This is a genomic window from Corallococcus macrosporus (genome assembly GCF_017302985.1).
GTDB classification, from domain to species: domain Bacteria; phylum Myxococcota; class Myxococcia; order Myxococcales; family Myxococcaceae; genus Corallococcus; species Corallococcus macrosporus_A.
On sequence record NZ_JAFIMU010000007.1, the window covers coordinates 2,153,828 to 2,178,781 of the forward strand.

The following is a 24,954-nucleotide window of genomic DNA, read 5'->3' on the forward strand; positions in this document are numbered from 1 at the left end:
CCGTGTGCGCAAGAAGGGCCTCCGGGGCCAGGCAGGTGACGGCCCGGGAGGCATCGACATGAGCAGCGCAGCTCCTCGTCATCTCTTCGTCGCGGGCGCCACGGGCGCGACGGGCCGCACGCTGATGCGGCAGGCCCTGGCGAAGGGCATCGCCGTGACGCCGCACGTGCGGCCCAGGAGCGCGAACACGGAGCCCGCGAGCACCTGGCCGAAGAAGGCGGTGCTGGAGCTGGCGGACGGGCCCGCGCTGGTGGAGGCGATGAAGGGCAGCACGACGGTGCTCCAGCTCATCGGCACGATGCGCAAGCGCTTCGCGGCCGGGGACACCTACGAGACGAGCGACATCGGCACCACGCGGCAACTGGTGGACGCGGCGAAGGCGGCGGGGGTGGACCACTTCGTGTTGCTGACGTCGGTGGGAGCGGGGAGCCCGGTGGGCGCGTACCTCAAGGCCAAGGCGGAAGCGGAGCGCATCGTCCGCGAGAGCGGCATCCCCTACACGATGGTCCGCCCGCCCGCGCTGGAGGGCGAATACCACGCACCGCCCGGCATCCTGCACGCCCTGGGCAAGCTGCCCCTCCTGGGCAACCTGAAGCCCATGCACCTGGATCAACTGGCCGCGGTGCTGCTGCGAATCTCGGAGCGCCGCGCGCCGCTGGACACCGCGCTGGAAGGCAAGCGCCTCTGGGCGGAGGTCGAAGCGGTAGGCCGGTAGCCCGCGCCTACTCCTTCACCGCGCCGGCCGTGAGCCCGGACACGATGCGCCGCTGGAACAGCACCGTGAGCACCACCAGTGGCAGCGTGGCCACCACGGACGCGGCGGCGATCTCTCCCCAGGGTTCCTTGTACTCGCTGGCGAAGAGGCTGATGGCCACCGGCACCGTGCGCTTCTCCGGCGTGGACAGGAACGTCAGCGCGTAGAGGAACTCGTTCCACGCGAAGATGAAGACCAGGATGGCCGTCGTCGCCAGGCCCGGCGCCGCCAGCGGCAACAGCACCCTGCGGAACGCGCCCACCGGCGTGCACCCGTCCACCCGCGCCGCCCGGTACAGCTCGTCCGGCAGCTGGCGGAAGAACGACGTCAGCACCCACAACGTCAGCGGCAGCGCGAACGTCGTGTACGGCAGCGCCAGCCCCACCAGGCTGTCCCTGAGCCCCACCGCGTTGAGGATGAGGTACAGCGGGCTCACCGTCGCGATGGGCGGGAACATCGACACGCCCAGCGCCGCGGACAGCAGCGGTCCCCGCCCCCGGAACTCCAGCTTCGCCAGCGCGAACGCCGCGGACGCGCCCACCGTGAGACAGAACACCGTCGTCAGCGTCGCCACCACCAGCGAGTTCAACACCGCCCACAGGAACGGCCGCCCGAACAGCACGCTCTCGTAGTTCGCCCCCGTCAGGTGCGAAGGCCACGGCCGCGTCAGCTCGCCGTCCGGCCACAGGCTCGTCAGCACCTGCCAGAGGAACGGGCCCAGGAAGAACGTGAGGAACGCCACCACGGCCAGCGCCGTGCCCAGCCCCGGCCGCTTCATCGCCGCCCCTCCTCGCGCCCCAGCCAGCGCAGCCACACCACCGCCAGCAGCACCACGCACAGGAACGTCGCCACCGACAGCGCGCTGCCGTAACCGAAGTCCCCGGAGCGCATCAGCGTCTTGTACGCGTAGATGCTCAGCGTCTCCGTCGTGTTCGCCGGCCCGCCCTCCGTCAGCACATAGATGGCGTCGAACACGCGGAACGCGTCCAGCGACCGGAACAGCACCGCCAGCAGCAGCGCGGGCTTCAAGAGCGGCAGCGTGATGGACCGGAACTGCCGCCACGTCGAGGCGCCATCCACGCGCGCCGCCTTGTAGAGGTCCTCCGGAATGCCCTGGAGCCCCGCCAGCACCAGCAGCGCCACGAAGGGCGTCGTCTTCCACACGTCCACCAGGATGGCCGCGTGCAGCGCATACCCCGGCGCGCCCAGCCAGTTCACCTCCGCGCCCCCCAGCATCCGGTTGATGAGCCCGTAGTCCGGGTTGAACATCCACGCCCACAGCCTCGCGCTCACCACCGTGGGAATCGCCCAGGGCACCAGCACCGATGCGCGCAGCAGCCCCCGCCCCGGGAACGCGCGGTTGAGCAGCAGCGCCAGCGGCACCGCGAGCAACAGCTCCACCGTCACCGCCACCGCCGTGAAGTACGCCGTGTTCCCCAGCGCGGACCAGAAGCGCACGTCCCCCATCAGGTAGACGTAGTTCTCCAGCCCCGTGAAGCGCCGCTCGCCGAACACCAGGATGAAGCGGTGCAGGCTCAGCCACACCGCCGCCAGCACCGGGTACAGCGCCACCACCGCCAGCACCAGCACGGCCGGCGCCACCAGCAGGTACGCCTGCCGCCGCTCCCGCGCCTGCGAACCCGCGCCCCTCACTCCGCCTCCTCCTTCGGCTGCTCACCCGTCAGGTGATCCACCTGCTTCTGCGCGCGGGTGAGCGACACCTCCGGAGTGCGCAGGCCCGCGACGGCGGCGGAGAACTCGCTCTGGAGCACGTCCGCGATGAGCAGGTAGTACGGCGTCACCGGCCGGGGCCGCGCCCGCGTCAGCGCCTCCTTCAGGCTCGCGATGAATGGCTCCTCGGCGCGCAGCTCCGGGTCGTCATACAGCGCGAGCCTCGGAGGGTTGCGCGCGTAGTGCAGCGCCAGCACGCGGTTCGCCTCCGGCGACGTCAGGTGCGCGATGAGCCGGGCCGCCGCCTTGCGCCGAGCGGGCGACACGTGCGCGTTCACCGCCAGTTGCCATCCGCCCAGCGTCCCCCACCCCGGCTGTCCATCCTTCGTCGGCAGGGGCGCGATGCCCACCTTCCCCCGGATGGGAGAGCCCTCCGCCTGCGCCTCGCTCCACGCATAGGGCCAGTTGCGCATGAACACCGCGCGGCCCTCCTGGAACACGCGCCGGGACTCCTCCTCGCCAAAGCCCGTGACCGTGGGAGGCGACAGCCCTTCGGCGATGAGCCCGTGCAGGTACGCCAGCGCCTCGCGCGCGGCCTCCGTCTCCAGCAGCACGCGCCCGTCCGGTCCCAGCGACTGGCCGCCGTGGCCCCACAGCGCCTCGTACACGTTGCAGGTCAGGCCTTCGTATTGCCGGCCCTGCCACACGTAGCCCTGAAGGCCGGGCGTCTTCGCCATCGCGTCGCGGGTGAAGCGCCGCAGCTCCTCGTAGGTGCGCGGCGCGCGAGGCACCAGGTCCGTGCGGTAGTAGAGGACGCCCACGTCCACGTACCAGGGCACCGCGTACGTGCGGCCGTTCATCACGACGGCGTCCACCGGGCCGGGCAGGAAGTCCTCGCGCAGGCGCGCGGGAGGGAAGTCCTCGGACAGGTCCGCGACCCAGCCCGCGCGAGCGAACTCCGGCACCCAGACGACGTCCGCCACCAGCACGTCGAAGTCCGTGGCCCCGCCCTGCAACGACGTGAGGAAGAACTGGTGCGCCAGGTCCGATGAGTTCGGCAGCGCCTCCGTCACCAGCTCCACGTCCGGGTTGGCGCGCTCGTACTTCGCCAGCAGCTCACGGAACGGCTTCGGGTCGCCCCACAGCGGCTGGAACTTGAAGACGATGCGCGTGCGGCCCCCGGTGCCCGCCTCCTCGGACGAGCGCCGGCACCCTCCCACACAGAGGCCCAGCGCGACGAGGAGGACGAGGAGGCGGCCCATGCGCCCGGATGACTCCAGCGCGAAGGCCCACCGTCAACGACAAGCCCCGCGCCCGGTCATCCAGGCGACATGCCCGGCACGGGCACCAGCGGTCCCGGCCCGGGAGAGAACAGCCGCCGCGCCGTCGCGCCCACCGCGCGGCACGCGAGCGCATCCACCGCGCCGCCCACCAGTCCACCGGCCAGCGGCACCACCTTGGACAGGTTCACGACGCCCTTCTGCGACGCCTTGCTCACCAGCCGGAAGCCCACCGCGCGGTTGATGCTGCTGAGCGCGTGCTTCGGCACGGCCTCCAGCGCGCGCATGCCCAGTTGCTGGCTGACTTCGATGCCGGCCTGCTTCACCACTTCCTTGCCAATGTCCCCCACGATGGCCAGCAGCGTGAGGGTCCGCACGCGGTCCTCCTCCACGTCGTGCCCGTGGATGCGAGCAATGGCGCCAACGAGCCGCGCCTGCACCGCCCACGACACGCCCAGCCCCGCGGGCAGCGACACCGGCAGCGTGAGCAGGCCGCCCAGTCCGGACAGGAAGCCCGTGGTGAACAGCTTCCCCGTCTCCCAGTGGATGAGTGAGTCGATGCGCGCCTCGTGGTTCGGATAGCGCGAGTCCGCCAGGTACTCGTCCGCCAGCCCCGTCGCGCTGCACAGCGGCCCCAGGCCCTCGAAGCCCGCGTCCAGGACGGCGTTCACGACTTCCAGCGGCTTCGACATGCGTCCACCTTCCACCTTGAAACCCGGAGACAACAGTTACTGCGTGTCCCGCACCGGCACGCGAGGCAGGCGCACGGTGAACACCGTGCCCTCCGCCGCGGAGGACTGCGCGTTCACCGTCCCGCCGTGCGCCAGCACCAGCTGCCGCACGATGTAGAGCCCCAGCCCGATGCTGCGCTCGGAGCGGCCCACCGTCGTCCCGCGCTGGAGCGGCTCGAAGATGCGCGGCAGCATCTCTGGCGGAATGGGGTCGCCTCCGTTGCGCACGTGCACCACGACGGCGTCCGGCTCGCCCTGGCTCTCCACGCGCACCGGTGTGGTCTCCGGGCTGTACTTCAGCGCGTTGCCCAGCAGGTTGGAGAGCACCTGCGCCATCCGGTCGGAGTCCCACGTCCCCTGCCCGTCGCCCGCCTGCTCCATCTGGATGGTGCGCTCCGGATGCGCCGTGCGCGCCTCCTCCACCACCTGCAACGTGAGCGCGTGGAAGTCACACGGCGCCGCCTGCACCGGGATGCCGCCGCCCATGCGCGCCTGCGTGAAGTCCAGGAGGTCGCGGATCATCCGCGTGGCCCGCTCCGCCGCGGACAGGATGCGCGCCGCCGCCTTCGCGTGCCACGGCTGGATGTCGTCCCGCCGCAGCATCAGCGACGCGCCGGTGAGGATGGCGCCCAGGGGGTTGCGCAGGTCGTGGCTCACGATGCCAATGAGCTGCTGCTCGAACTCCACCCGCGCCTGCGCCTCGTGCACCAGCTTCTGGCGCTCCTCCTCCGCCCGCCTGCGCTCCGTGATGTCGCGCATGGCGCCCACGATGCGCCGCGCCTTCCCGCTCGCCCCGCGCAGGATGGAGCCCTGCGCCGCCACGTACGCGTACGCCCCGTCCTTGCGCAGCACGCGGTACTCGTCCTGCCACCGGTCCTCGTCGGAATCGAACGCCCGCTGCAGCCCCGCCAGCACGCGCTCGCGGTCCTCGCCGTGGATGTGCCGGCGCCACCACGCGGCGTCCGCGCCCACCTCTTCCAGGGGGAAGCCGAAGACCTCCTCCGTCGCGTCGCCAATCCAGTGCATCGCGTCCGTCTGGAGGTCCAGGTCCCAGATGGCGTCGAAGCTCGCGTGGGCCACCAACTGGTAGCGCTCCTCGGAGCGGCGCAGCGCCTCCTCCGTGCGCTTGCGCAGCCGCACCCCTTCCGCCTCGCGCAGCGCCCGCCGCACGCTGGGGCCCAGCCGCTCCAGCCGGTCCTTGAGCACGTAGTCCGTGGCGCCGCGCTTGAGCAGCTCGATGGCGCGGTCCTCGCCCAGCGCGCCGGACACGAAGAGGAACGGCGTGTCCGGGCACACGGCCTGCGCCGCCTCCAGCGCGCTCATCCCGTCGAAGCCCGGCACGTTGTAGTCGGACAGGATGAGGTCGAACTTCCCCTTCTCCAGCGCCGCGACGAAGGCCGCCCGGCCCGGCACGCACTCCAGCGTCGAGGGCAGGCCGCCCTCCTCCAGCTGCGCGGCCACCAGCTGCGCGTCCAGCGGGCTGTCCTCCAGCAGCAGGATGGACAGCGGCCGCTCCGCCGAAGGCAGCGGGGTCAGCAGCTCCCGTGCGGCACTGCCGCGAGCGCTCACTTGGGGGCTCCGCTCGTGCCGGGCGAGCCCGGAGGCGGCTGGTTCACCACGGCCCAGAACAGCCCCAGCTCGCGCAGCGCGGACACGAAGTCCGGGAAGGCCACGGGCTTCACCACGTAGGCGTTCACGCCCAGGCCGTAGCTGCGCGCCAGGTCCCGCTCCTCGCGCGACGAGGTGAGCATCACCACCGGCACCGCCTTCAGCTCCGGGGCGCCCTTCACCTTCTCCAGCACCTCCAGCCCGTCCACCTTGGGCAGCTTCAGGTCCAGCAGCACCACCGCCGGATGGCCGTCCTGCCGGCCCGCGTACTCGCCCTTGCGGAAGAGGTAGTCCAGCGCCTGTTGCCCGTCGCGCACGACCACGACTTCATTCGCCAGGTGCACCTCCTCCAGCGCGGCCAGCGTGAGCGCCACGTCGTTGGCGCTGTCTTCCACCAGGAGGATTCGCTTCAGCTCGATCACGCGTGCGTCTCGACTTTCTTCTCCGCCGGAGAAGCGCGGGGCAGGGTGAAGGTGAAGGTCGCGCCCTGCCCCACGGCGCCCTCCGCCCAGGTCCGTCCGCCATGGCGCGACACGATGCGCCGCACGTTCGCGAGCCCGATGCCGGTGCCCTCGAACTCCTCGGCCGTGTGCAGGCGCTGGAAGACGCCAAACAGCTTGTCCACGTACTGCATCTCGAAGCCCACGCCGTTGTCGCGCACCCAGACGGTGACCTCGCCGTCCGTCTCGCGCGCCCCCACCTCGATGAGGGCCTCCGGCTTCGGACGCGTATACTTCAACGCGTTGGCCAGCAGGTTGTGGACGACCTGCCGCAGGAGCGCCGGGTCCCCCTCCACCGAGGGCAGGCTTCCCACCCGCCACTCCACCTGCCGCCCGTTCGCCTCCGGCGCGAGGTCGCGCCGGGCCTCCTCCACCAGCTGGCCCAGGTCCACCCGCGACTGGCGCAGCTCCGCCCGGCCCATGCGGCTGAACGCCAGCAGGTCGTCCACCAGCGTGCCGCCCTGCTTCGCCGCGCCCGCGATGGTGGAGAGGTAGCCCTTCGACACGTCGTCCAGCTTCGCGCCAGCCCGCCGCTCCAGCAACTGCGCGAACCCGGTGATGTGGCGCAGGGGCGCGCGCAGGTCGTGCGACACGGAGTAGCTGAAGGACTCCAGCTCCTTGTTCGCCTCCTGGAGCTGGGCGGTGCGCTCGCGCACGCGCCTCTCCAGGCCGGTGTTGAGGTGGCGGATCTCCTCCTCCGCGTGCTTGAGGCTCTCCAGCGTGCGGCGCTCGTCGTCGATGTCCGTGTTGGTGCCGAACCAGCGGGCGATCCGTCCCTCGCCGTCCCGCACGGGCATGGCGCGCGACAGGAACCAGCGGTAGCTGCCGTCCGCGCGGCGCAGGCGGAACTGGTCCTCCCACAGCGTCCCCTCGCGCAGGGACACGTTGAAGCGCTCCTGCACGCGGGCCGCGTCCTCCGGGTCGATGAGGGCGTTCCAGTCCTTCTCCCGCACCTGGTCGGCCGTCGTGCCGGTGTAGTCGTACCAGCGCTGGTTGAACCAGAAGAGGCGCCCGTCCGGCTCCGCCATCCACGCCAGCTGCGGGATGGAGTCCGCCAGCGTGCGGAACTGCTGCTCGCGCTCCTTCAGCTCCGCGGCCAGCGCCTCGATGCGCCGGCGCGCCAGCACCTGCTCCGTCACCTCCCAGGAGACGGACACGATGCCGTCCACCTTGCCCTCCGCGTTGAGCAGCGGCTGGAAGGTGAGGTTGAAGTAGCCCTCGGGTGCATCCTGGCCCACGTCGCGGCCCAGGCGCATGGGCACCTCGCGGCCCTGGTAGGTCGTGCCGGTGCGGTAGACCTCCTCCAGTCGCGCGATCTGCTCCTGCTCCTTCAGCTCCGGCAGGGCCTCGCGCACGGGCAGCCCCAGCAGCGGCCGGGAGCCGGTGAGCTTCAGGCGCAGGTCGTTGGCCATCTCGAAGACGAGCTCCGGCCCGCGCAGCACGGTGATGGCGGCGGGCAGCTGCTTGAGCACCGCGAACAGGTTGCGCCGCTCCGCCTGCGCCGTCTCGTACAGGCGCGCGTTCTCCAGCGCCACGCTGGCCATCTGCGCCAGCTGCACGGCGACCGTCTCGTCCTCCGCGTCGAAGTCGCCCTCCACCTTGTCGGACACCTGCAACAGGCCCAGGTTGCGGCCGTCGTGCCCCACCAGCGGCACCGCGAGGAAGCCCTTCAGGGGCAGCGCGGGCGGCGGCGCGGGCGGCGCGTCGGTGTAGGCCGCGAGCTTGCGCAGCTCCTCGCGGGTGAGGCGCAGCGGCCGGTTCTCCTGGCACACCCGGGCGAAGAGGCCGCGCTCGTCCACCGCCACCTGGGCCGCGCCCGGCGCCAGCGGATCATGCTCCTGCGCGGACAGCGCGGAGAGCGGCTGGGCGTCGCGGCCGTCCACCACCTGCACGGAGGCCTGGTTCGCGCCAATCAGCTTGCGCGCCTTGAGGATGACGAGCTCCAGGATGGCCGGCACGCTGCCGGCCGCGTTGAGCGCCAGGCTCGCGCGCGACAGGCCGCGCAGCTGCTCGGTGCGGCGCAGCTCGCCCGCCATCAGCCGGGCCCGCTCCGCGTCGGCGCGCTTGCGCGCCGTGATGTCCTGCACGGTGCCCACGAAGCGCACCGGCTTGTCGTCCTGGAAGTACGTCCGGCCGGTGGCGCGCACCCAGCGCTCCACGCGGTCCTTCAGCCCCACGGTGCGGTAGGCCACGTCGTAGTCGCCGCGGCCGGTGGGGTCCCAGCTGAGCGCCACCGCGCGCTGCACGGCCTCGCGGTCCTCCGGGTGCAGGCCCGCGAGGAACAGGTCGTAGGACGACTCCGCCTCGGGCGGCAGGCCGAACAGCGCCTTGCAGCGCGCGTCCCACTTGAGCTCGCCCGTCAGGATGTCCATGTCGAAGGTGCCCAGCGCGGTGGCGGTCAGCGCCAGGCGCAGGCGCTGCTCGCTGTCCGCCAGCGCGGCCTGCTGCTTGCGCAGGTCCTGCGCGAGCGCCTCCGTGTGGCGGCGCGCGCGCACGAACTCCGTCACGTCCGTGGCCAGGGTGATGATGCCGGAAGCGGTGCCGTCCAGCTCCACCATCGGGTGGTAGATGACGTTGAAGAAGACGGAGTCCGGCTGGCCGTCGCGCTCCAGCTTCACCTCGAACTCCGGCCGCACGAAGGGCTGCTTCGTGCGCACCACGCCGCGCAGCACCTCCAGGATCTCCGGCTGCGAGGCCATCTCCGGGAACACGTCCAGCAGCGCCTGGCCCGGCGTCACGCGCCGGCCCACCAGCAGCTCGTAGTACGGGTTCGCCAGCTCGAAGACGAAGTCCGGCCCGCGCGTGATGGAGATGCCCACCGGGGCCTGCATGAAGAACGCGTGCAGCCGCTCGCGGTGGACGGCCTCCAGCGCGTGGCGCTCACGCTCGCGCAGCGACTCCTCGCGCAGCTGCACGGCTTCACGCGCCAGGTACAGCTCCACGAACATCGACACCTTGGCCTGCAGGATCTCAGGCCGCAGCGGCTTGCGCAGGTAGTCCACCGCGCCGTGCGCGTACGCGGCCAGCCACTCCTTCTCGTCGCCGTCGCCCGCGGTCATGAGCAGCACGGGCGTGCGGCGGCTGCGCTCGCGCTCGCGCAGCAGGCCCAGCACCTCCACGCCTGTCATGTCGCCCAGGTTCATGTCCATCAGGACGGCGGCGAAGTCCTCGTCCAGCAAGCGCCGCAGGGCCTCGCGTCCGGAGGTGGCCCGCACCAGCCGCTGCCCCAGCGGCGCGAGGATGCCCTCCAGCGCCAGCAGGTGCCCGGGCGTGTCGTCGACGATGAGGATGCTGGCCCCGGGTGGGGACGTGGGCAGGGACACGGCGGCGGAAGGCATGGTGATGGAGGCTCGGGGAGCGGGCTCCCCTTCCCTTTAGGCTGCTTGCAGGCGCGTGGGGGGAGGACGGGCCCTGCTTCGGGACGTCCCCGTTGACGGCAGGACAACACTCCGCGCCGCAACCTGCCTCCTCCCCCCTGTCGATTCCAGCAGAACCCTGTGGAGCTCCTACATTCGCCGCCCTCCCGTCTGCTCGGAGACGCGCCAGGAAAGCGCTCGCCAGGGCATGGCTGTCGCGTGTTTCATGTTTCAGCGCCGCTACGGCGACGGCAGGCGGCGCAGCGACGTCATCGGGAAGGACGCCCAGAAGGGCGTCGCCACGCTGTCCCCCTCCAGGGAGAACCAGGGCCCGTCCCGCCCCGCCAGCACGTGGAAGTCCTGCGCGGGGGTGAAGCCCTGGCCCACCAGCGCCACGCGCTCCCCCTTCGCGTTGGTGGCCACGTCCAGCACGAGCACGGTGTGGCCGGGGCTGCCGCCCAGGACGAAGAAGTCCCCGGGGCGCAGCTGCTCCCGCGTGGGCCGCGCGCCCTCGGCCTGGATGGACAGCGTGCCCGCGTAGGTGAAGAGCAGGTCCAGGTAGTTCCGGAACGCCGCGCGCGAGCTGTCCACCGCGCCGCCCGGCACCCACGTCACCTTCGCGCCGGAGACGCGCGCCCGCTCTCCCGCCGCGTACCGGGGCCAGGACGCCAGGTGGCCGCTGGTGAAGCGGTAGGCGATGCGCTCCGAGTGGCCGGAGGCCCAGCGCCACTCGGCATGGAGGCGCAGGATGGAGTCCGCGCACTGCTGGAGGTTGGCGGTGCCCACGTCCAGCTCCCCCACCGCCGCGAGCCGCGCGTCCGAGCCCGCCAGCACCGTACCGCCCCGGAAGTCGAGCACGGGGGTGCCCTCGGGCCTCAGCGGCAGGCCGCGCAGCCACGCGCCAAAGGAGCCTGCCTCCAGCGGCACGCGCGTGTAGCCCTCCGGAGGCGCGAAGGTCTCCTCCAGCGCGCGCACCTTCACGCCGGCCGTCAGCCATGGATAGCGCGCCCGCTCCTCGGCCGTGGCGACGCGAGGTGCGACCGCCGCCCGTCCGGCCGCTTCACAGCTCGCCAGGGGCAGCGCGGCGGTGAGCAGGGAGGCCAGGATCATCAAGGGACGGAAGGCTCCCATCGCGTTCACGGGGCGGGCTCCAGGGCACGTTGCCGGGGAAATCCCGGGCATTCCCCTGGGACACCGCTCGCAGGCGCCGGGGTTCCCACGAGGCGCGGACCCACGTGGCGCCAGAGGACACCAGGGGAGTTGTTCGCTGGACGCTCGCCACGCCGGACAGGTGCGTCCCGGGTGCCGAGCACTACCTTTTGAAGGTCATGCACCGTCGGGCAAGCCTCGTGCTGCTCAATACGCTGTCCCTGTCGCGACTGCCGCTCGCCGCGGTGTTCATCGCGGTGTCGGACCTGCGCCTGCGGGCCTTGCTGGTGGTGCTGGCGGCGGGGACGGACTTCCTGGACGGCTGGATTGCCCGGCACCGGGGACTGGCCACGCGCCTGGGGGCGCTCATCGACCCGGTGGCGGACCGCGCCTTCATGGTGACGGCCTTCATCGTGTGTCTGCTGGACGGGCTCATCGGGCCGGTGGAGCTGACGCTGCTGCTCGTGCGTGACATCGGCACGGCCATCGGCTTCACCGTCGCCAGGCTGCGGCCGGACATGCGGGCCATCGAGCTCAAGGCGCGGATGCTGGGCAAGCTCGTCACGGCGCTTCAGCTCGCGGTGCTGCTGTGCGTGCTGCTCTACCCACCGCTGGTGCGTCCGCTCGTGGCGCTCGTCGCGCTGCTGTCGCTGGCGTCGGTGGTGGACTACACGCGCGCGGTGTGGCGTCAGCGTCAGCGCCGGGAACTGCCGCCGTCCCGGCCGTCCTCGCGCATTCCCCATGGGCCGACGGGCGCGCCCATGGGGTCCGTGCGGGAGTGACGCGTCACGCGGGCACGGCGCGTGGGATGGACGCCACGGCCAGCCGGGCACGTTCGCGCTCCATGGCGGCGCGCTCGCCTTCGGACAGGGCGTCCCAGACCTCGTCCATCGTGTCGAGCAGCGCGTCTGCTTCCGGTGAATCTCCCCCCGGCGCGCGGGCGCGGACGAGGGCCAACTTGTGCAACAGGGTGCGGTATCGGTCGTAGACCGTCATGGTGGAAACCTCCGCCCCGGAGACGGGGACGGAGCCATGCGGCTGACGGCTCACCGGCGCCGGGTCTCGGCGTCGCGGCGGGCCTCGGAGCCGGTCAGCACGGCGATCTCCCGGGTGTGGCTGCGGCCCACGATGTTCACGGTGGCGCGCACCCGCTCGCCCTCCTTGAGCTCCGTCACGCCGATGTTCTCGCCGTCGCGGACGATGCGCGTCTGGGTGCCGATCTCCAGCGGCAGGCGCAGGCCCTCGTTGTCGATGACGACCTCCTTGGGGGACACCGAGCGCACCGTGCCCCGGTAGATGGCATCCACCACCGCCACGCCCTGCTGCGCGGCGGAGGAGCCCGAGGGCGTCGTCGCGGGGGGAGCCCGCGTGCCCGTGTTGCCCGTCCCCGTGTTGCCCGTGCCTCCCGTGCCCGCGTTCGGATCCGTACCCGGATTCGGAGGCGTCGTGCGCGCCTCGGGGTTCGGCTCCGCGCTGGGGCTGTTCGGATCCGAAGCCGGAGCGTCTCCCGAGCCGCCCGAGCCGCCCGAGCCACTCGGCTGTGCCGGCGTGCCGGTGTCCTGCTGGGGCGCGGCGGAGGGGGCCGTCCCGTCGGGGGCCTGCGTGCCCGTCCCGGAGCCACCGGTCCCTGGCTGCGGCTGCGAAGAGGCCGGAGCCTGCGTTGGAGGAGCCTGTGTCGTGGCGGGCTGCTGGGAGGCGGCGGGGGCCGAGCTGTCCTCGGACGCCGCGTCATCCTCCATGCCGCCAGACTGGGCCCCGGCGCACATCAGCAGGCAGGCCACGCCCGCGATTCCCAATCCCAGCCAGGTGTCTCGCCTCATGCGCGGCGCGCCTCCTTGCGGAGAAGGTGCGCGCTCACACTGCCGGAACCACCGTGCAGGAAGCCGAGCGGTCTTCCGTCCGCTCGCGACGCCACCCCGCGACACGGCGCCTGCCCGGAAAATGAAGACGCCCCCGGTCCCGGTGAAGGGACGCGGGGGCGTGGGGCCCTGCGGGAGCCGCGGCTACGGCAGCGGGAGCGGACCGCCGCCCTGGGGCAGCGTGCGCGCCAGCGCCACGGCCTTGGCCGCCTGCACCAGGCCATGGCCGTACTTCTCATCCACGCCCGGCGCCGTCTTGTCGTCCTGCGCCGTCTTCTCCAGCACCGCGCGCACGTGCGCGGCGCTCAGGTCCGGCCGGGCGCTGAACACCAGCGCCGCGACGCCCGACACGTGCGGGGTGGCCATGGAGGTGCCCGACTCGCGCTGGTAGTCCAGGCCGGTGATGGACACCGTGACCTCCTGGCCCACCAGCCCCTTGAGGGCCGCGCCGGACGCCAGCGACACCGACACCGTGGGCACCCAGTGCGAGTTCGCGGAGCCCAGCGTGAAGGTGCCGTCGCCGTCCTCCTCCACGTTGTTGCCGATGATGACCGCGCGCGCGCCGGCCTGGATGACGTTGCGCGCCTTCTCCTCGAAGAACAGGTCGCCGCGGTCCACGTACGCGACGAAGCCGTCGCACGTGGCCGCCTCACCGCACGACGCGCGGTCCGCGCCCAGGCCGCAGTTGACCAGCCGGCCCGTGTACGTGCCCTGCGCGGTGTACGTGAGCGGAGACGAGGTGACGTTCACCGACGCCGCGGTCAGATGGGACAGCGACGCCGCCCCCAGCACCGTGGCGCTCAGCACGTTCACGCCCGGCCCCACCACGGACAGCTCCTGGCCGTACTGCGAGAAGGGCGCGTACTCGCCCTTCAGGTCCACCGCGCCCACCGCCATCACCGCCGGCAGGTACGCGCCGGGATAGGCGATGCCGCGCTTGCCGTCGTTGCCGCTGGCCGCGATGGACAGCATGCCGTTGCCGTTGTTCCAGACCTTCTCGAACACGGCCTGCTCGTCCTCCTGCGGGTCCGGCGCGCCCAGCGACAGCGAGGCGATGCGCGCCCCTTCCGAGTTGCACCAGTCCACCGCCGCGATGACGTCATCCGTCCTGCCGCCGCCATCCGTGTCCAGCACGCGAGCGACGAGCAGCGACGCGCCCGGCGCCACGCCCACCACGCCGTTGGGATCCTCGCCCGGCCCCACGCGCGCGCCGGAGCCCGCACCGAGCTGCGCCAGGATGGTCGCGGACACGTGCGTGCCGTGGCCGCCGCCCACCGTCACCACGCCCTGGGACACGCTCTGGTCGCTCGGGTCGTCGTCGTTGTCGACGAAGTCCTTGCCCTTGAGGAACGCCGCCTTCAGCTCCGGGTGCTTGCTGTCCCAGCCGCTGTCGATGACGCACACCTTCACGCCCTCGCCCGTGGGCGCGCCGGGGTCGATGACGCCGTCGTTGTTCGCGTCCCACACCAGCGGGGCCTGGACCATCTTCAGCCCCTCGGTGTACTCGCCCACCGAGCCCTGCGTGCTGAACGCGCCCTGCCACGACGCCACCGGCGGCGGCGTGGGCAGCCCCATCGCGTGCACGCGGCGGTTGGGCGTCACGGAGACCACGTCCGGGCGCAGCTTCATCGCCGCGATGGCCGCCGGCGACAGGCGCGCGGACACCATGTGCAGGTTCGGGATGCGGCGCCGCACCGTGCCGCCCTCGCGCTCCACGGCCGCCGCGATGTCCGCCGACGCCGCCAGCGCGCTCGCGGACACCTTCGGCTTGTAGGTGATGATGACCCCGTCCGCCGAGGTGTCCGTGCTCAGCGCGGACACCGCCGGGGTCGGCAGCGCCGCCTCCGCGGTGCCAGGACACGCCTGGGGCTGGATGATGGGGACGGGAACCGGGTCAGAGCCGCAGCCGCTCGCCACCAGTCCGGACAACCCGAGCCCAAGCCAAAGCCAACGCTTCATGGGGTGCATCTCCTTCGTGCCCGGCCAACGTGGGGTACCGCGCCGTGACCCGCTGCCCCCAAAAAAGAGGGGGCCGGGGAGAACGGGCCAACCCTGCTTCCCGTTCCCACGACGATTTAAGCATGGACGCAGGACGACTGCTCGGGCGGCTGTCGTGCGCCCGACGGACATCCGGTGCCGGGCCAACGTGTGGAGTCCAACGCTCCCGCCTGACGCACCGGGCCTGCAAGCCCGGCACGGGACCTCAGGCGTCGGAGGGATCCACGCCGAAGATGCGCTGGGCGTCCACGGCGTAGACCGCCAGCTGCCGCTCCATCTCCGCCGCGTCCCAGCCCAGCAGGGGCGCCATCACCTCCGCGGCGCGGACGGCGGCGGCGCGGCCCTGGTCGCGCGTCTCGAACGCGACCTTGAGCCGACGGATGAGCAGGTCGGCCAGCGTCTGGACCATCTCATGGGTCACGCCCCACACGGCCTCGGCGCGGCGGTACGGCAGGCCCTCCACCAGCGGCTCGGCCAGCATCGGCGTCTCCCGCGTGAGCGCCCACACCGCGCGCCAGCGGCTGCCATACGCGCGCACCAGGTGCTCACCCGTGGCCGCGTCCCCTACCTCCTGTCGAGCCGCCGCGAGCTCCGCGTCCAGCTTCAACAGGTCACCGCCCGGCAGGGGCTGCTCGTGGGTGACGGGCTTCTTGTGCGGCAGGGCCAGGTGGCGCTCCACGGCGTTGACCACGTCGCGGGCCATGACCCGGAAGGTGGTGAGCTTGCCGCCACTGATGGCCAGCACGCCGGACGGGCTCACGTCGATGGAGTGCTCGCGGCTGGCGCTGCCCGCGTCGCTGTTGCCGTGGTAGCCGCTCGCGGCGAGCGGGCGGATGCCGGCCCAGGCGCTGACCATGTCCTCGCGGGTGAGGTGGGCTTCCGGGAAGAAGGCGTTCGCGGAAGCCAGCAGGTAGGCGACGTCCGCCTCGCTCGCGCGCACCTCGGCCGGATGGGCGCGGGTGGCCGTCTCCGTCGTGCCGATGAGGGTGAACGCGTCCGCGGGCAGGATGAACATCACGCGCCCGTCCACGGGGGACAAGAGCGTGAGCGCGTCCCCGATGTTCAGCCGCGAGCGGGGCACGGCGATGTGCACGCCCTTGCTGCCGCGCACCGAGGGGCCCACGTGGGCCTTCTCCGAATCCAGCTTGCGGATCTCATCGCTCCACGGGCCGGTCGCGTTGACGACGGCGCGCGCGCGCACGGTGTGCTCCAGGCCGGTGAGGTGATCCACCACCACCGCGCCCTTCGCCTTGCCGTCCTCCAGCACCAGCCGCTTCACGGACGCGTGGTTGAGCACCACCGCGCCGGCCTCGCTCGCGCCCAGCGCGTTGGCCAGCGTGAGGCGCGCGTCGTCGGTGGCCGCGTCGTAGTAGCGGGCGCCGCCCTTGAGCCCCTCGGCGCGGATGCCGGGCTCGGCCTCCACCACCTGCTTGAGGGACAGGCGCTGATAGGCCTTCACATTCCGGAACAGGGACAGGGCGTCGTACAGCATGAGGCCCGCGTTGAGCTTCCAGCGCGGCACGCGAGCCCCCGCGTACACCGGCCAGATGAACGCCAGCGGCCGCACCAGGTGGGGCGCCAGGGTGAGCAGGCGGCGCCGCTCGATGCTCGACTCGAAGACGAGCCCCAGGTGGCCGTGCTCCAGGTAGCGCAGGCCGCCGTGGATGAGCCGCGATGAACGGCTGGACGTCCCGCTGGCGAAGTCCTCGCGCTCCACCAGGGCCACCTTCAGGCCCCGCAGCGCCGCGTCCCGGGCGGCCCCCGCCCCCGTCACCCCGCCGCCAATGACGAGCAGGTCGAAGGACTCGCTCCCCAGCGAGCGCAGGCGGTCGGCCCGCGAAGGCGGGGCGGGAACCTCCGTGGAAGCAGGCAGCGAACGGACGGCGGATTCGGAACGCACGCCTGGAGTCTATGACGGGAAGTCTTCGGCCGCAGCGGATTCCAATGCGATGCGTCAAGAGGTCCACGGGGTCATGGCACTGGATGGCAGGGCACTGTCCGGCAGCGGGCGCGCGGGTGGGCTTGCGTGTCCTGGGGAGGACGGATAGGCAGGCGGCCGCCTCACCTCCCCCGTCCTGGACGCTCTGCCGCCGCCCCCGAACCGCTGTGTGGGATTCCCGAGACCGACGAGACCTGGCGTTCCTGGGACTGTGGGTCCTGGTGTACGGGCTCGCGGTGGCGCCGGTGCTGCACGCGGTGGTGGGACACGGTGGAGGCCTGGGCGGCCACACCCACGTCCATCGCACCCAGGGTGCGTGTGAGGCTGGGAAGGCCGCGTGTCCGTCGGAGTCCCATCAGGGCAAGGCGGACGGCGAGAAGCGGGGCCACGGCCACCAGCACCTGACGGGCTCGGTGGAGCATCTGCTCGCGGTGGCGGCGAGCTGGGCGGTGTTCCTGCCGCCGAAGCTGCGCTGGGTGTCCTGGCGTGTGGAACCGGCGCGAGGCCCGGAGTGGTCCCCGGGTCAGCGGTTGCGGTCCGCGGCGATGCCGCAGGGCCCATAGCGGCGCCGGGCACTTCGGACTTCCGTAAGGACGACTCGCGAGCATGCGGACCGTCTGGCCTGGGCCAGACCGGGCCTGCGTGAGCGTGTGTCCGCATCCGTCTGTCTTTGTCTTCCAACCCGCACGCCCTGGAGCGCGTCCCGACGCGCGCCGGGGACGTGTCGCTGGCTCGTGCCGTCTCTCCCGTGACCATGTTGCTCATCGCGTTCGCCACGCTCTCGACGAGTCTTCACGCAGCGCCCCTCGCCGCCCAGGAGGAGCCGCGCCTGGAGACCACCAGCCATGCGGTGACAGAAGCCACGGAGGAACAGCAGCAACCCGAGGAGCAACAGCGCAAGCAGCGCTCCACGGTGGTGCGAGGCACGCGTCCGGCACAGAGCGCCTCCGAGGTCACGCTCGGCCGGGACATCCTGGATACGGCTCCGCGCACGAGCGCGACGGACGTGCTCCGCGTCGTCCCGGGCCTCGTGGCCTCGCAGCACAGCGGCGAGGGCAAGGCGCAGCAGCTCTTCCTCCGGGGCTTCGACGCGCTCCACGGCCAGGACGTGGAGCTGAACGTCGGGGGCCTGCCGGTGAACGAGGTGAGCCACATCCACGCGCTCGGCTACGCGGACACCAACTTCGTCATCCCGGAGCTCGTCCAATCCCTGGAGGTGACGGAGGGCTCCTACCGGGCGTTCCAGGGGGACTTCGCGGTCGCGGGAACGGTGCGCATGGACCTGGGCGCGCGGGAGAAGGGCGTGGAGTTCGCGGGCACGCTCGGCCAGTTCAACACGCGCCGGCTCGTCGTGACGGTGCGCCCGGGTGAAGACCCCGGCACCTTCGCGGCGGCGGAGCTCGCGGAGAGTGACGGCTTCGGTCCCCAGCGAGGCTACGGCCGGGCCGCCCTGCTCGCCCAGGCGAACCTGGACCTGGGCCACGGCCTGAGTGCGCGCATCCTGGGAGGCAGCTACGTCACGCGCTTCGACTCTCCGGGCGTGGTGCGCGAGGACGACCTCGAAGCCGGGCGCCGCACGTTCTACTCCGGCTCCTTCCCGCGCCAGGGCGGCACGGTGTCCCGGCATCAGCTCCTCATCGGCGTGGACCTGCCGCGCGAAGGCGCCGCGCGCACGAAGCTGGAGGCCTTCGGAATCCTCTCGGACCTGCGCCTGCGCAACAACTTCACGGGCTATCGGGTGGACGACCGGGGCGACGGCCTGGAGCAGACGAACGGCGGCTCCACGCTGGGCCTGCGCGTCGAACACCGCCGCCAGGTCACCCTCTTCGACCACCCCGTCGCGCTGGAGCTGGGCCTGGGAGGGCGGCGCGATGGCATCCACCAGACGCAACGCCGCTACCGGGAGACGGACGGCACGTTCTTCGCGGACGAAGTGGACGCGGACCTCACGCAGACGGACGTGTGGGGTTACGCCGAAGCAAGGGTGCCCGTGGGCCGCTGGGCCTTCCGGCTGGGAGGCCGGGCGGACGCGTTGGGCGTGGAGGTCTTCGACGCGCTCGCCTTCCGCGACCCGCGCTACTACGACGGGCAGGGCTACTCGCGCAGCGCCTTCGGGATGCACTGGGGCGCGAAGGCCGGCGTCGAATACGCGCTCACGGACACGTGGGCCCTCTTCGCCAGCTACGGGGACGGCTTCCGTTCGCCGCAGGCGCGAAGCCTGGCGGAAGGCGAACAGGCCCCCTTCGTCAACGTTCACGGCGCGGAGCTGGGCACCCGGAAGGACGGAGAACGTCTGTCCTTCCAGGCGAGCGTCTTCGGCTCGCAGGTGGCGGACGACTTCTTCTTCGACCACACGGTGGGCACCACCGTCTTCACGGGAGAGACGCTGCGCACGGGCATTTCCGCGGCGCTGCAGGCGCGTCCGCTCGACGGAGTCACCGCCGCGCTGAGCGCCACGGTGGCGAACGCGACGGTGACGAAGACGGACGCGAAGCTCCCCTACTTCGCGCCCCTGGTCGCGCGAGCGGACGTGGGATGGGAGAAGCCCCTGTCCGGCATCGGCTCCGTGCTGTCCGTGGGAGCGGGCCTCACGCTCATCGGCCCCAGGCCCCTGCCCTTCGACGAATACAGCCGCACGGTGTTCCTCGCGGACGCGCAGGTCGCGCTGCGCAAGGGAGCGCTCGCGTTGCGGCTCGATGTGAAGAACCTGCTCAACACGCGCTGGCGCGACGGCGAGTTCGTCTACAGCTCACGCTTCGACCCCAGCGCCCAGCCCAGCCTCGTTCCAGCCAGACATTTCACCGCGGGGGCGCCACGTGTGGCCTCGCTCACCCTGGAGGTCCACCTGTGATGAACCCGATGGCACTGGCCTTGATCGTGGCCCTGTTGAGCCTGGGCTGCGGCGGCAAGACGGAAGCAGAGCGCCGCACCTTCACCGTGACGATGACGGCGACGGCGCCCACGGCCCCCAACGAGTACGGCTGGACAGTGACGCCCGAAGCCGCGCGGCTCTCGGTGGGCTCCGTGCGCTTCTTCGAGGGCCGCGTGCTGCTGTCGAGCCGCGCCCCGCGCTTCGACTGGTACTCGCTCATCGGAGGCACCGCGAACGCGCACCCCGGCCACTACGTCCCCGGTGACGCGCTGGGAGAGGTGCTGAACGCCCAGACGGTGGACCTGCTCGAGGGTGCCACGCTGGGTGACGCCAACGCGGTCACGGGCGCGTACGGCTCCCTGGAGCTGACGCTCGTGACACCCACGGCGGCCACGGACGCGCAGGACGCGCTCGAGGGCCACCACGCGCGCGTGCGCGGCACGGCGAAGCACACGTCCGGGGCCACGGTGCGCTTCGACGCGACGGTGGACCTGCCCAAGGCCATCGAAGGCGTGCGCTTCGAGCGCGACCTCCAGAAGGAGGCCGGCTTCGTGCGCATCGCGGTGGACCTCGGGAAATGGATGGACCGCATCGACTTCGCCACCGCGTCGCCTCCGGACGCGGCCGGCGTTTCCACCTTCCCCGCCGGAAGCCAGGCCCAGAACGGCCTGGTGCGCGGCGTGGAAGACACCAGCGCCTACGTCGTGACGTGGGTGGAAGGAGCCGCGCAATGAAGCAGCATTGGCTGATGGGAGTGTCCTGCCTCGCCCTGGTCGCCTGCTCGTCGGGTCAGGGCAACGTGACGTTCACCACGTACGGCGAGGACTTCATCGAGAAGCAGATCCCCGCCAGCGCCTTCGAGGACGGCTGGAGCGTGAAGTACGACAAGTTCCTCGTGAAGCTGGGCGAGGTGAAGGTCGCCAACCACGAGGGGGAGATCGCCGCGGAGCAGACCGCCGCGAAGGTCTACGACGTACACCGTCCGGGCCCCGTGGACGTCGCGACGTTCAACGACCTCGCCTCCGAGGAATGGGACGCGGTGAGCTACGCCATCGCCCCCGTCGCGGACGCGACCGCCGGCAACGCGGACGCGGAGGACGTGACGCGGATGAACACCGAAGGCTGGTCTATCTACGTGGAGGGCTCGGCCACCAAGGGCGCGGTGACGAAGCGCTTCCACTGGGGCTTCGCCACGAACACGCTCTACGAGCACTGCGAGAACGAGGACATCGGCAACGGCGTGACGGTGCCCAAGGGCGGCACGGAGACGGTGCAGCTCACCATCCACGGCGACCACCTGTTCTTCGACGACCTCCAGTCGTCCGACGCGAAGATGCGCTTCGACGCCATCGCCGGAGCGGACAGCGTGGGCATCGTCGGTCCGGACGGGGAGATCACGCTCGATGAGCTGGGCCTGGTGGACCTGACCTCGCTGCCGTCGAACCAGTACGGCACGGGAGGCGCGGGCAGCGTGCGGACCCTGCGCGACTTCGTGACGGCGCTCGTGCGCACCGTGGGCCACTACCGCGGCGAAGGCGAGTGCTCACCGCGCGTCCGTTAAGCCAGACCGCCAGAGGGGCCGGCCTGAAATCCACGGCCGGCCTCTCCGGTCCGGGTCAGCGCTTCGAGGAGTCGTCCCCGCCCGTCATGCCGTCCTTCGAGGGCATGGGGGACGGCATGTGCGGAGGACGGTTCGGGTTCATCTGGTTGGCGCGGTTGTCCTGGGCGGACTTGTGCTCCGGGCGCTCGGGGTTCTTCGTGTTGGAGCGCTGATCATTCGGGGTCGGGTTCTTGTGCTTGCTCATCGTTCTGCGTCCTCCCTGTGTCCGGACATGGGCGCCCGGACGGAAGGGACGGTAGGGAGACGCGCCCGGGAAGCGCAGGGGCCCAGGGGGCGCTGCACACTGTCCGGCATCGGTCGCTCGGGCTGTCGTTCCGGGCCCGGGAGCCCCCTGGCGCGGTTTCCTCCGGATGCGGAGGAGGAGGCGGATGCCTACTCCTGAACCCAGGGAGGTACGGCGCGTGAAGACGGTGACCTACGAGCGCAGTGGCCGGACGAACACTGGAGCACAGGCGCTGCGAGTGGAAGGACTGAAGCACCTGCGCGTCCTGGAGCAGGGCGAGCCGGTGGTGGAGCGGGACCTGACGCAGGAGGAGATCCGCCGGCTGGGGCCCTTGCTGGAGACCCTCCAGCGGGAGCCCGAACCCGCGGCCCTCGTGCCCCAGGCCGGAGGCCCGGACGGGCTGGCCGTGACGCTGGCCTTCGAGGACGAGGAGACGCCCCGGCTGAGGCTCGGCACGGAGCGGCTGCCCGCGAAGGGCGCCGGTGCCGGGTATGATCGCCTGCTCGCGGAGCTGGACGCCCTGCTGACGGCGGAGCTGCATGCCCGGGCGCCCCGCCACGCCCATGCCGTCCTGCCGCACCAGCTCCGTCACGACGAATGACGGAAAGCAGGGGAGCAACCGGGGCAAGTTGCCCGGACGGCCCGGTTCTGACAGACAAGAAGCATGAAGCGCGTGCAGTTCTCCGTGCACCGCACGGTCGGAGAGGCACGGATGCTGGCGGGAGCCCTGGAATCGGCCGGGCTCTCGGTCGACATCCGAGGCGAGTCCCTGGTCCCGCTGAGCGGAGAGATTCCCAGCACCGAGGCCTGGGTGGAGCTGTGGCTATGGCCCCAGGAACTGGAGGCCGGGCGACAGGTCCTCGCGGAGCTCCAGGCGAACCAGGAGGCCGCCAACCGTTCGGTGACGTGCCCCCGCTGCGGCGAGGAGAACCCGGCGAACTTCGAGCTCTGTTGGAGCTGTGAACTGGAGCTCCCGTCGGGCCTGCGCCCCCACCTGCGCGCGGTTTAGAAACCCCTCATGAGCGAGCCGACGAACGAACCGGGGCAGCGGACCGGCCGGCGCTGGAACCAGGGCCTCCGGGGCGTCCTCTGGGTCTGCGGGGTGGCGCTCGTCATCCACGTCATCCCCCTGTTCCTGCCCCGCAACATGCCCGAGCAGGAGCTGGCCATCGCCCGGGCCACGGACAACGTGGAGGGCCGTCTTCAGTTCCTGGTGCCCCTGAAGCACAACGACAAGGCCACGGCGGCGGACCTGCGCATGGCGGCGGAGCTCCTCCGCGAAGGAGCCCCGGCGGAAGCGCACGACCTGGCCGTGGAAGCCGAGCGGAGGGACCCGAACGCACTGGAGACCCAGCTCCTGCTCGCGCGCATCTGCGACCGGGAGCGGATGGCCCGGTGCGTGGAGCAGTCGCTCGGAAGGGCCCAGAAGCTCGCGCCAGCGGACCCACGGCCGGAGCTGCTCCGGGCGGACCTGAGCGAGCAGAAGGGCGACGTCGAAGCCGCTACGGCCGCGCTGTCCCGGGCCTTCAGCCGTACCCCCGGAGACCCTCTCGTCGGCGTGCGCTACGGCCGGCTGCTCAGCCGGATGGGACGGCCTGAGGACGCGCTGAAGGTCTTCACCTCCCTGGAGGGCAAGATGCCTGCGGCCCGGCTCCTGGTGGAGCAGGGGCTGGTGCTCACCAAGGAAGGCCGGAGCCGCGAAGCCGTGGGACTCCTGCAGCAAGCGGTGCAGAAGGACCCGAAGCTCGTGGAAGGCCACTACCAGCTGGGCCTCGCCTGGTTCCAGGCGGGCAACGCGGACGCCGCGGAAGAGGCGCTGCGACAGGCGGACCGCCTGGACGTCTCCGACACACGGGCGCTGGGCACCCTCTGCACGCTCCAGGTGAAGGCCGGAAGGCTCGAGGGAGCGCGCCAGACGCGCACGGACCTGGAGCGGCGCTTCCCCCAGCGGATGGACGCCATCCGGGAGCAGTGCCGGCTGCCCTGAAGTTCAAGGGATGCTCAGCGCGGCTCCTGCCCCCGGATTTGCCGGAGCATCCGAGCGGAGGCGATGACCGGCGCGTCCACGGAACCGTCAGCCCGTTCGGTGCGCACCACGGCCTGGAGGAAGGGGATTGCCTCTTCGTCCCGGCCCTGCTGGAAGAGCAGCTCCCCCAGCGCGAACCGGGCGTGGGTGAGGAGGACCAGGTCCTCCGCCGCCAGGGCCGCGTCGATGGCGTCACTCAGCGCGGACTCCGCCAGCTCGGTCTGTCCGCGTCCAAGCAGTTCGCGGGCGCGCTGCAGGTATTCGAGGGTATTCATGGGGCACGGTCCCCGAGCGGAGAAGACGGCAATGGAAGACAAGCGCCTGATCGAGCTGGAAATCCGCTACACGCAGCAGCAGGAGCTGCTGCAAGAGCTGAGCGACGTCCTCTACCAGCAGGGCCGCGTCATCGACGCGCTCCAGGCGGAGCTGGAGCGACTCAAGCGCAAGCTGGACGCCGAACCGGGCCTGGTGGACGCCCGTCAGCAGGAGCGTCCCCCGCACTACTGAGCCAGGCGGCTAGAACTTGTAGCCCAGCCGCAGGCCAATGATGGGATTGGGATCGAGGTAGCCCACCTCGACGCCAATGCTCGCGGCCTTGCCCTGGAGGCCAAAGCCAAACGCCGCATGGGCCTTGAAGGTGTCTCCCTTGAAGAAGATCCACGGGCCCGCCAGGCCTTCGATGTAGACGGTCCGGCCCACCGTCGCGCGAAGCGAGATGTCCAACGGAACGCCAATGATGTTCCCGTCGGTGACGAGCACCGCGCCGAACCGGGCCCCCACGAAGAGTGGGCCCGCGACATGTCCTTCAACGCCCAGCGTGAAGTTGAAGGCCGCGCTCGTGTCCACCCAGTAGTCCGCGCCCACGCCCAGGCGAACGCCAGACTGCTGCGCCGTGGATTCCGTGGGCACCAGCAGGAGCCCCAGCGCGAACAGACCGGCGGCGTAGATTCGAAGCAAATGCATGCGAGAGGCTCCTGTCCAGAGAGGGGGTAGGAGCTCCACTCAAGCAAAAGCAGGCAGGGTCAGGCCAGCCTCAAAGCCAGTCCCCCGTACGTTCGCACCCCGTCGGATCAATCCACGAAGGCACGCACGGTGAAGACAGGCGTCACAAGCCCGCAAAGACAAAGCCCCTGGCGCCTTGCGGCACCAGGGGCTTTCAAAAAGAATCCGGCAGCGACCTACTCTCCCACGCGGTTTCCCGCGGAGTACCATCGGCTCTGGAGGGCTTAACTTCCGTGTTCGGGATGGGAACGGGTGTGACCCCTCCGACATTGCCACCGGAAAAGCGACTGACGGTGCATACGAAGGGTAAGTTGCAAGCTTCCGCTTGAATGAAGCCTCTTCAGAAGTTGAAGAAGCGCGTTTGA

Annotated in this window: 25 protein-coding genes and 1 rRNA gene; 10 read left to right on the forward strand and 16 right to left on the reverse strand. The window is 71.4% G+C overall.

From position 1 onward, the window contains the following. Positions 1-58 precede the first annotated feature (58 nt). Positions 59-715, forward strand: coding sequence for an NAD(P)-binding oxidoreductase (locus JYK02_RS21195; protein WP_207053537.1), 657 nt, complete (start codon positions 59-61; stop codon positions 713-715). A gap of 7 nt (positions 716-722) precedes the next feature. Here JYK02_RS21195 and JYK02_RS21200 read toward each other — a convergent pair whose 3' ends face one another. The 8 genes from JYK02_RS21200 to JYK02_RS21235 form a co-directional block, all read right to left on the reverse strand. Next, on the reverse strand, positions 723-1,532 hold the full coding sequence (locus JYK02_RS21200) for a carbohydrate ABC transporter permease (protein ID WP_207053538.1): 810 nt from the start codon (positions 1,530-1,532) through the stop codon (positions 723-725). Beyond that, positions 1,529-2,407 carry an ABC transporter permease subunit gene (locus JYK02_RS21205; RefSeq protein WP_207053540.1) on the reverse strand — a complete coding sequence of 293 codons (879 nt, stop codon included), beginning with the start codon at positions 2,405-2,407 and terminating at the stop codon, positions 1,529-1,531. Before JYK02_RS21205 ends, JYK02_RS21200 begins: the two co-directional genes overlap by 4 nt. Continuing rightward, the gene (locus JYK02_RS21210) at positions 2,404-3,687 is read right to left on the reverse strand and encodes an ABC transporter substrate-binding protein (protein ID WP_207053542.1); all 1,284 of its coding nucleotides are present in this window, start codon (positions 3,685-3,687) and stop codon (positions 2,404-2,406) included. Before JYK02_RS21210 ends, JYK02_RS21205 begins: the two co-directional genes overlap by 4 nt. Before the next feature lie 56 nt (positions 3,688-3,743). Further along, positions 3,744-4,397: an EcsC family protein gene (locus JYK02_RS21215; RefSeq protein WP_207053544.1), complete on the reverse strand. Its 654-nt coding sequence runs from the start codon at positions 4,395-4,397 to the stop codon at positions 3,744-3,746. 36 nt (positions 4,398-4,433) lie between these two features. Next, positions 4,434-6,005 (reverse strand): ATP-binding protein, encoded by a 1,572-nt coding sequence (locus JYK02_RS21220; RefSeq protein ID WP_207053554.1) that lies wholly within the window; start codon positions 6,003-6,005, stop codon positions 4,434-4,436. After that, positions 6,002-6,466, reverse strand: a complete 465-nt coding sequence (locus JYK02_RS21225) for a response regulator (RefSeq protein ID WP_207053556.1) — start codon at positions 6,464-6,466, stop codon at positions 6,002-6,004. The genes JYK02_RS21220 and JYK02_RS21225 overlap by 4 nt, the downstream gene beginning before the upstream one ends. Further along, positions 6,463-9,882 (reverse strand): PAS domain-containing protein, encoded by a 3,420-nt coding sequence (locus JYK02_RS21230; RefSeq protein WP_207053564.1) that lies wholly within the window; start codon positions 9,880-9,882, stop codon positions 6,463-6,465. The genes JYK02_RS21225 and JYK02_RS21230 overlap by 4 nt, the downstream gene beginning before the upstream one ends. Positions 9,883-10,140: 258 nt before the next feature. Beyond that, positions 10,141-11,031: a DUF4846 domain-containing protein gene (locus tag JYK02_RS21235; RefSeq protein ID WP_207055253.1), complete on the reverse strand. Its 891-nt coding sequence runs from the start codon at positions 11,029-11,031 to the stop codon at positions 10,141-10,143. Positions 11,032-11,228: 197 nt separating this feature from the next. Here JYK02_RS21235 and JYK02_RS21240 point away from each other — a divergent pair, with 197 nt between their 5' ends. Continuing rightward, a complete protein-coding gene (locus JYK02_RS21240; RefSeq protein ID WP_207053565.1) occupies positions 11,229-11,831 on the forward strand; it encodes a CDP-alcohol phosphatidyltransferase family protein in 603 nt (200 codons plus the stop codon). A gap of 4 nt (positions 11,832-11,835) precedes the next feature. Here JYK02_RS21240 and JYK02_RS21245 read toward each other — a convergent pair whose 3' ends face one another. The 4 genes from JYK02_RS21245 to glpD all read right to left on the reverse strand — a co-directional run bounded on the left by JYK02_RS21245 (position 11,836) and on the right by glpD (position 16,806). After that, positions 11,836-12,045 carry a hypothetical protein gene (locus tag JYK02_RS21245; protein ID WP_207053566.1) on the reverse strand — a complete coding sequence of 70 codons (210 nt, stop codon included), beginning with the start codon at positions 12,043-12,045 and terminating at the stop codon, positions 11,836-11,838. A 50-nt stretch (positions 12,046-12,095) separates the two neighbouring features. Continuing rightward, positions 12,096-12,869 (reverse strand): hypothetical protein, encoded by a 774-nt coding sequence (locus tag JYK02_RS21250; protein ID WP_207053567.1) that lies wholly within the window; start codon positions 12,867-12,869, stop codon positions 12,096-12,098. A gap of 183 nt (positions 12,870-13,052) precedes the next feature. Then, positions 13,053-14,867 (reverse strand): S8 family serine peptidase, encoded by a 1,815-nt coding sequence (locus tag JYK02_RS21255; protein WP_207053569.1) that lies wholly within the window; start codon positions 14,865-14,867, stop codon positions 13,053-13,055. Between the two features lie 244 nt (positions 14,868-15,111). Further along, a complete protein-coding gene (glpD, locus tag JYK02_RS21260; protein WP_207053576.1) occupies positions 15,112-16,806 on the reverse strand; it encodes a glycerol-3-phosphate dehydrogenase in 1,695 nt (564 codons plus the stop codon). 206 nt (positions 16,807-17,012) lie between these two features. On the opposite strand from glpD, the gene JYK02_RS21265 reads away from it, so the two are divergent. The 4 genes from JYK02_RS21265 to JYK02_RS21280 all read left to right on the forward strand — a co-directional run bounded on the left by JYK02_RS21265 (position 17,013) and on the right by JYK02_RS21280 (position 21,278). Further along, entirely contained in the window at positions 17,013-17,408 is a 396-nt protein-coding gene (locus tag JYK02_RS21265; protein WP_207053579.1) for a hypothetical protein, read from the forward strand. Between the two features lie 191 nt (positions 17,409-17,599). Next, entirely contained in the window at positions 17,600-19,696 is a 2,097-nt protein-coding gene (locus JYK02_RS21270) for a TonB-dependent receptor (protein ID WP_242589124.1), read from the forward strand. Next, positions 19,696-20,451, forward strand: coding sequence for a hypothetical protein (locus JYK02_RS21275; RefSeq protein ID WP_207053581.1), 756 nt, complete (start codon positions 19,696-19,698; stop codon positions 20,449-20,451). Before JYK02_RS21270 ends, JYK02_RS21275 begins: the two co-directional genes overlap by 1 nt. Then, positions 20,448-21,278, forward strand: coding sequence for a hypothetical protein (locus JYK02_RS21280; protein WP_207053583.1), 831 nt, complete (start codon positions 20,448-20,450; stop codon positions 21,276-21,278). The genes JYK02_RS21275 and JYK02_RS21280 overlap by 4 nt, the downstream gene beginning before the upstream one ends. A gap of 55 nt (positions 21,279-21,333) precedes the next feature. Here the strand turns inward: JYK02_RS21280 and JYK02_RS21285 are convergent, their stop codons facing one another. Further along, positions 21,334-21,522: a hypothetical protein gene (locus JYK02_RS21285; protein WP_207053584.1), complete on the reverse strand. Its 189-nt coding sequence runs from the start codon at positions 21,520-21,522 to the stop codon at positions 21,334-21,336. A 217-nt stretch (positions 21,523-21,739) separates the two neighbouring features. Here JYK02_RS21285 and JYK02_RS21290 point away from each other — a divergent pair, with 217 nt between their 5' ends. The 3 genes from JYK02_RS21290 (at position 21,740) to JYK02_RS21300 (ending at position 23,548) form a co-directional block, all read left to right on the forward strand. Further along, a complete protein-coding gene (locus tag JYK02_RS21290; protein WP_207053585.1) occupies positions 21,740-22,162 on the forward strand; it encodes a hypothetical protein in 423 nt (140 codons plus the stop codon). Between the two features lie 63 nt (positions 22,163-22,225). After that, positions 22,226-22,570 carry a DUF7577 domain-containing protein gene (locus JYK02_RS21295; RefSeq protein WP_120567845.1) on the forward strand — a complete coding sequence of 115 codons (345 nt, stop codon included), beginning with the start codon at positions 22,226-22,228 and terminating at the stop codon, positions 22,568-22,570. 9 nt (positions 22,571-22,579) lie between these two features. After that, positions 22,580-23,548 carry a tetratricopeptide repeat protein gene (locus tag JYK02_RS21300; RefSeq protein ID WP_207053586.1) on the forward strand — a complete coding sequence of 323 codons (969 nt, stop codon included), beginning with the start codon at positions 22,580-22,582 and terminating at the stop codon, positions 23,546-23,548. A gap of 14 nt (positions 23,549-23,562) precedes the next feature. Here the strand turns inward: JYK02_RS21300 and JYK02_RS21305 are convergent, their stop codons facing one another. Beyond that, complete coding sequence (locus JYK02_RS21305; RefSeq protein ID WP_207053587.1) at positions 23,563-23,862, reverse strand: hypothetical protein; 300 nt, start codon at positions 23,860-23,862, stop codon at positions 23,563-23,565. A gap of 31 nt (positions 23,863-23,893) precedes the next feature. Here JYK02_RS21305 and JYK02_RS21310 point away from each other — a divergent pair, with 31 nt between their 5' ends. Beyond that, complete coding sequence (locus JYK02_RS21310; RefSeq protein WP_207053588.1) at positions 23,894-24,094, forward strand: SlyX family protein; 201 nt, start codon at positions 23,894-23,896, stop codon at positions 24,092-24,094. Between the two features lie 9 nt (positions 24,095-24,103). On the opposite strand, the gene JYK02_RS21315 is transcribed toward JYK02_RS21310, so the two are convergent. Continuing rightward, positions 24,104-24,550, reverse strand: a complete 447-nt coding sequence (locus JYK02_RS21315; protein WP_207053589.1) for a hypothetical protein — start codon at positions 24,548-24,550, stop codon at positions 24,104-24,106. A gap of 202 nt (positions 24,551-24,752) precedes the next feature. Further along, a 5S ribosomal RNA gene (gene rrf / locus JYK02_RS21320) occupies positions 24,753-24,869 on the reverse strand. Between the last annotated feature and the right edge of the window lie 85 nt (positions 24,870-24,954).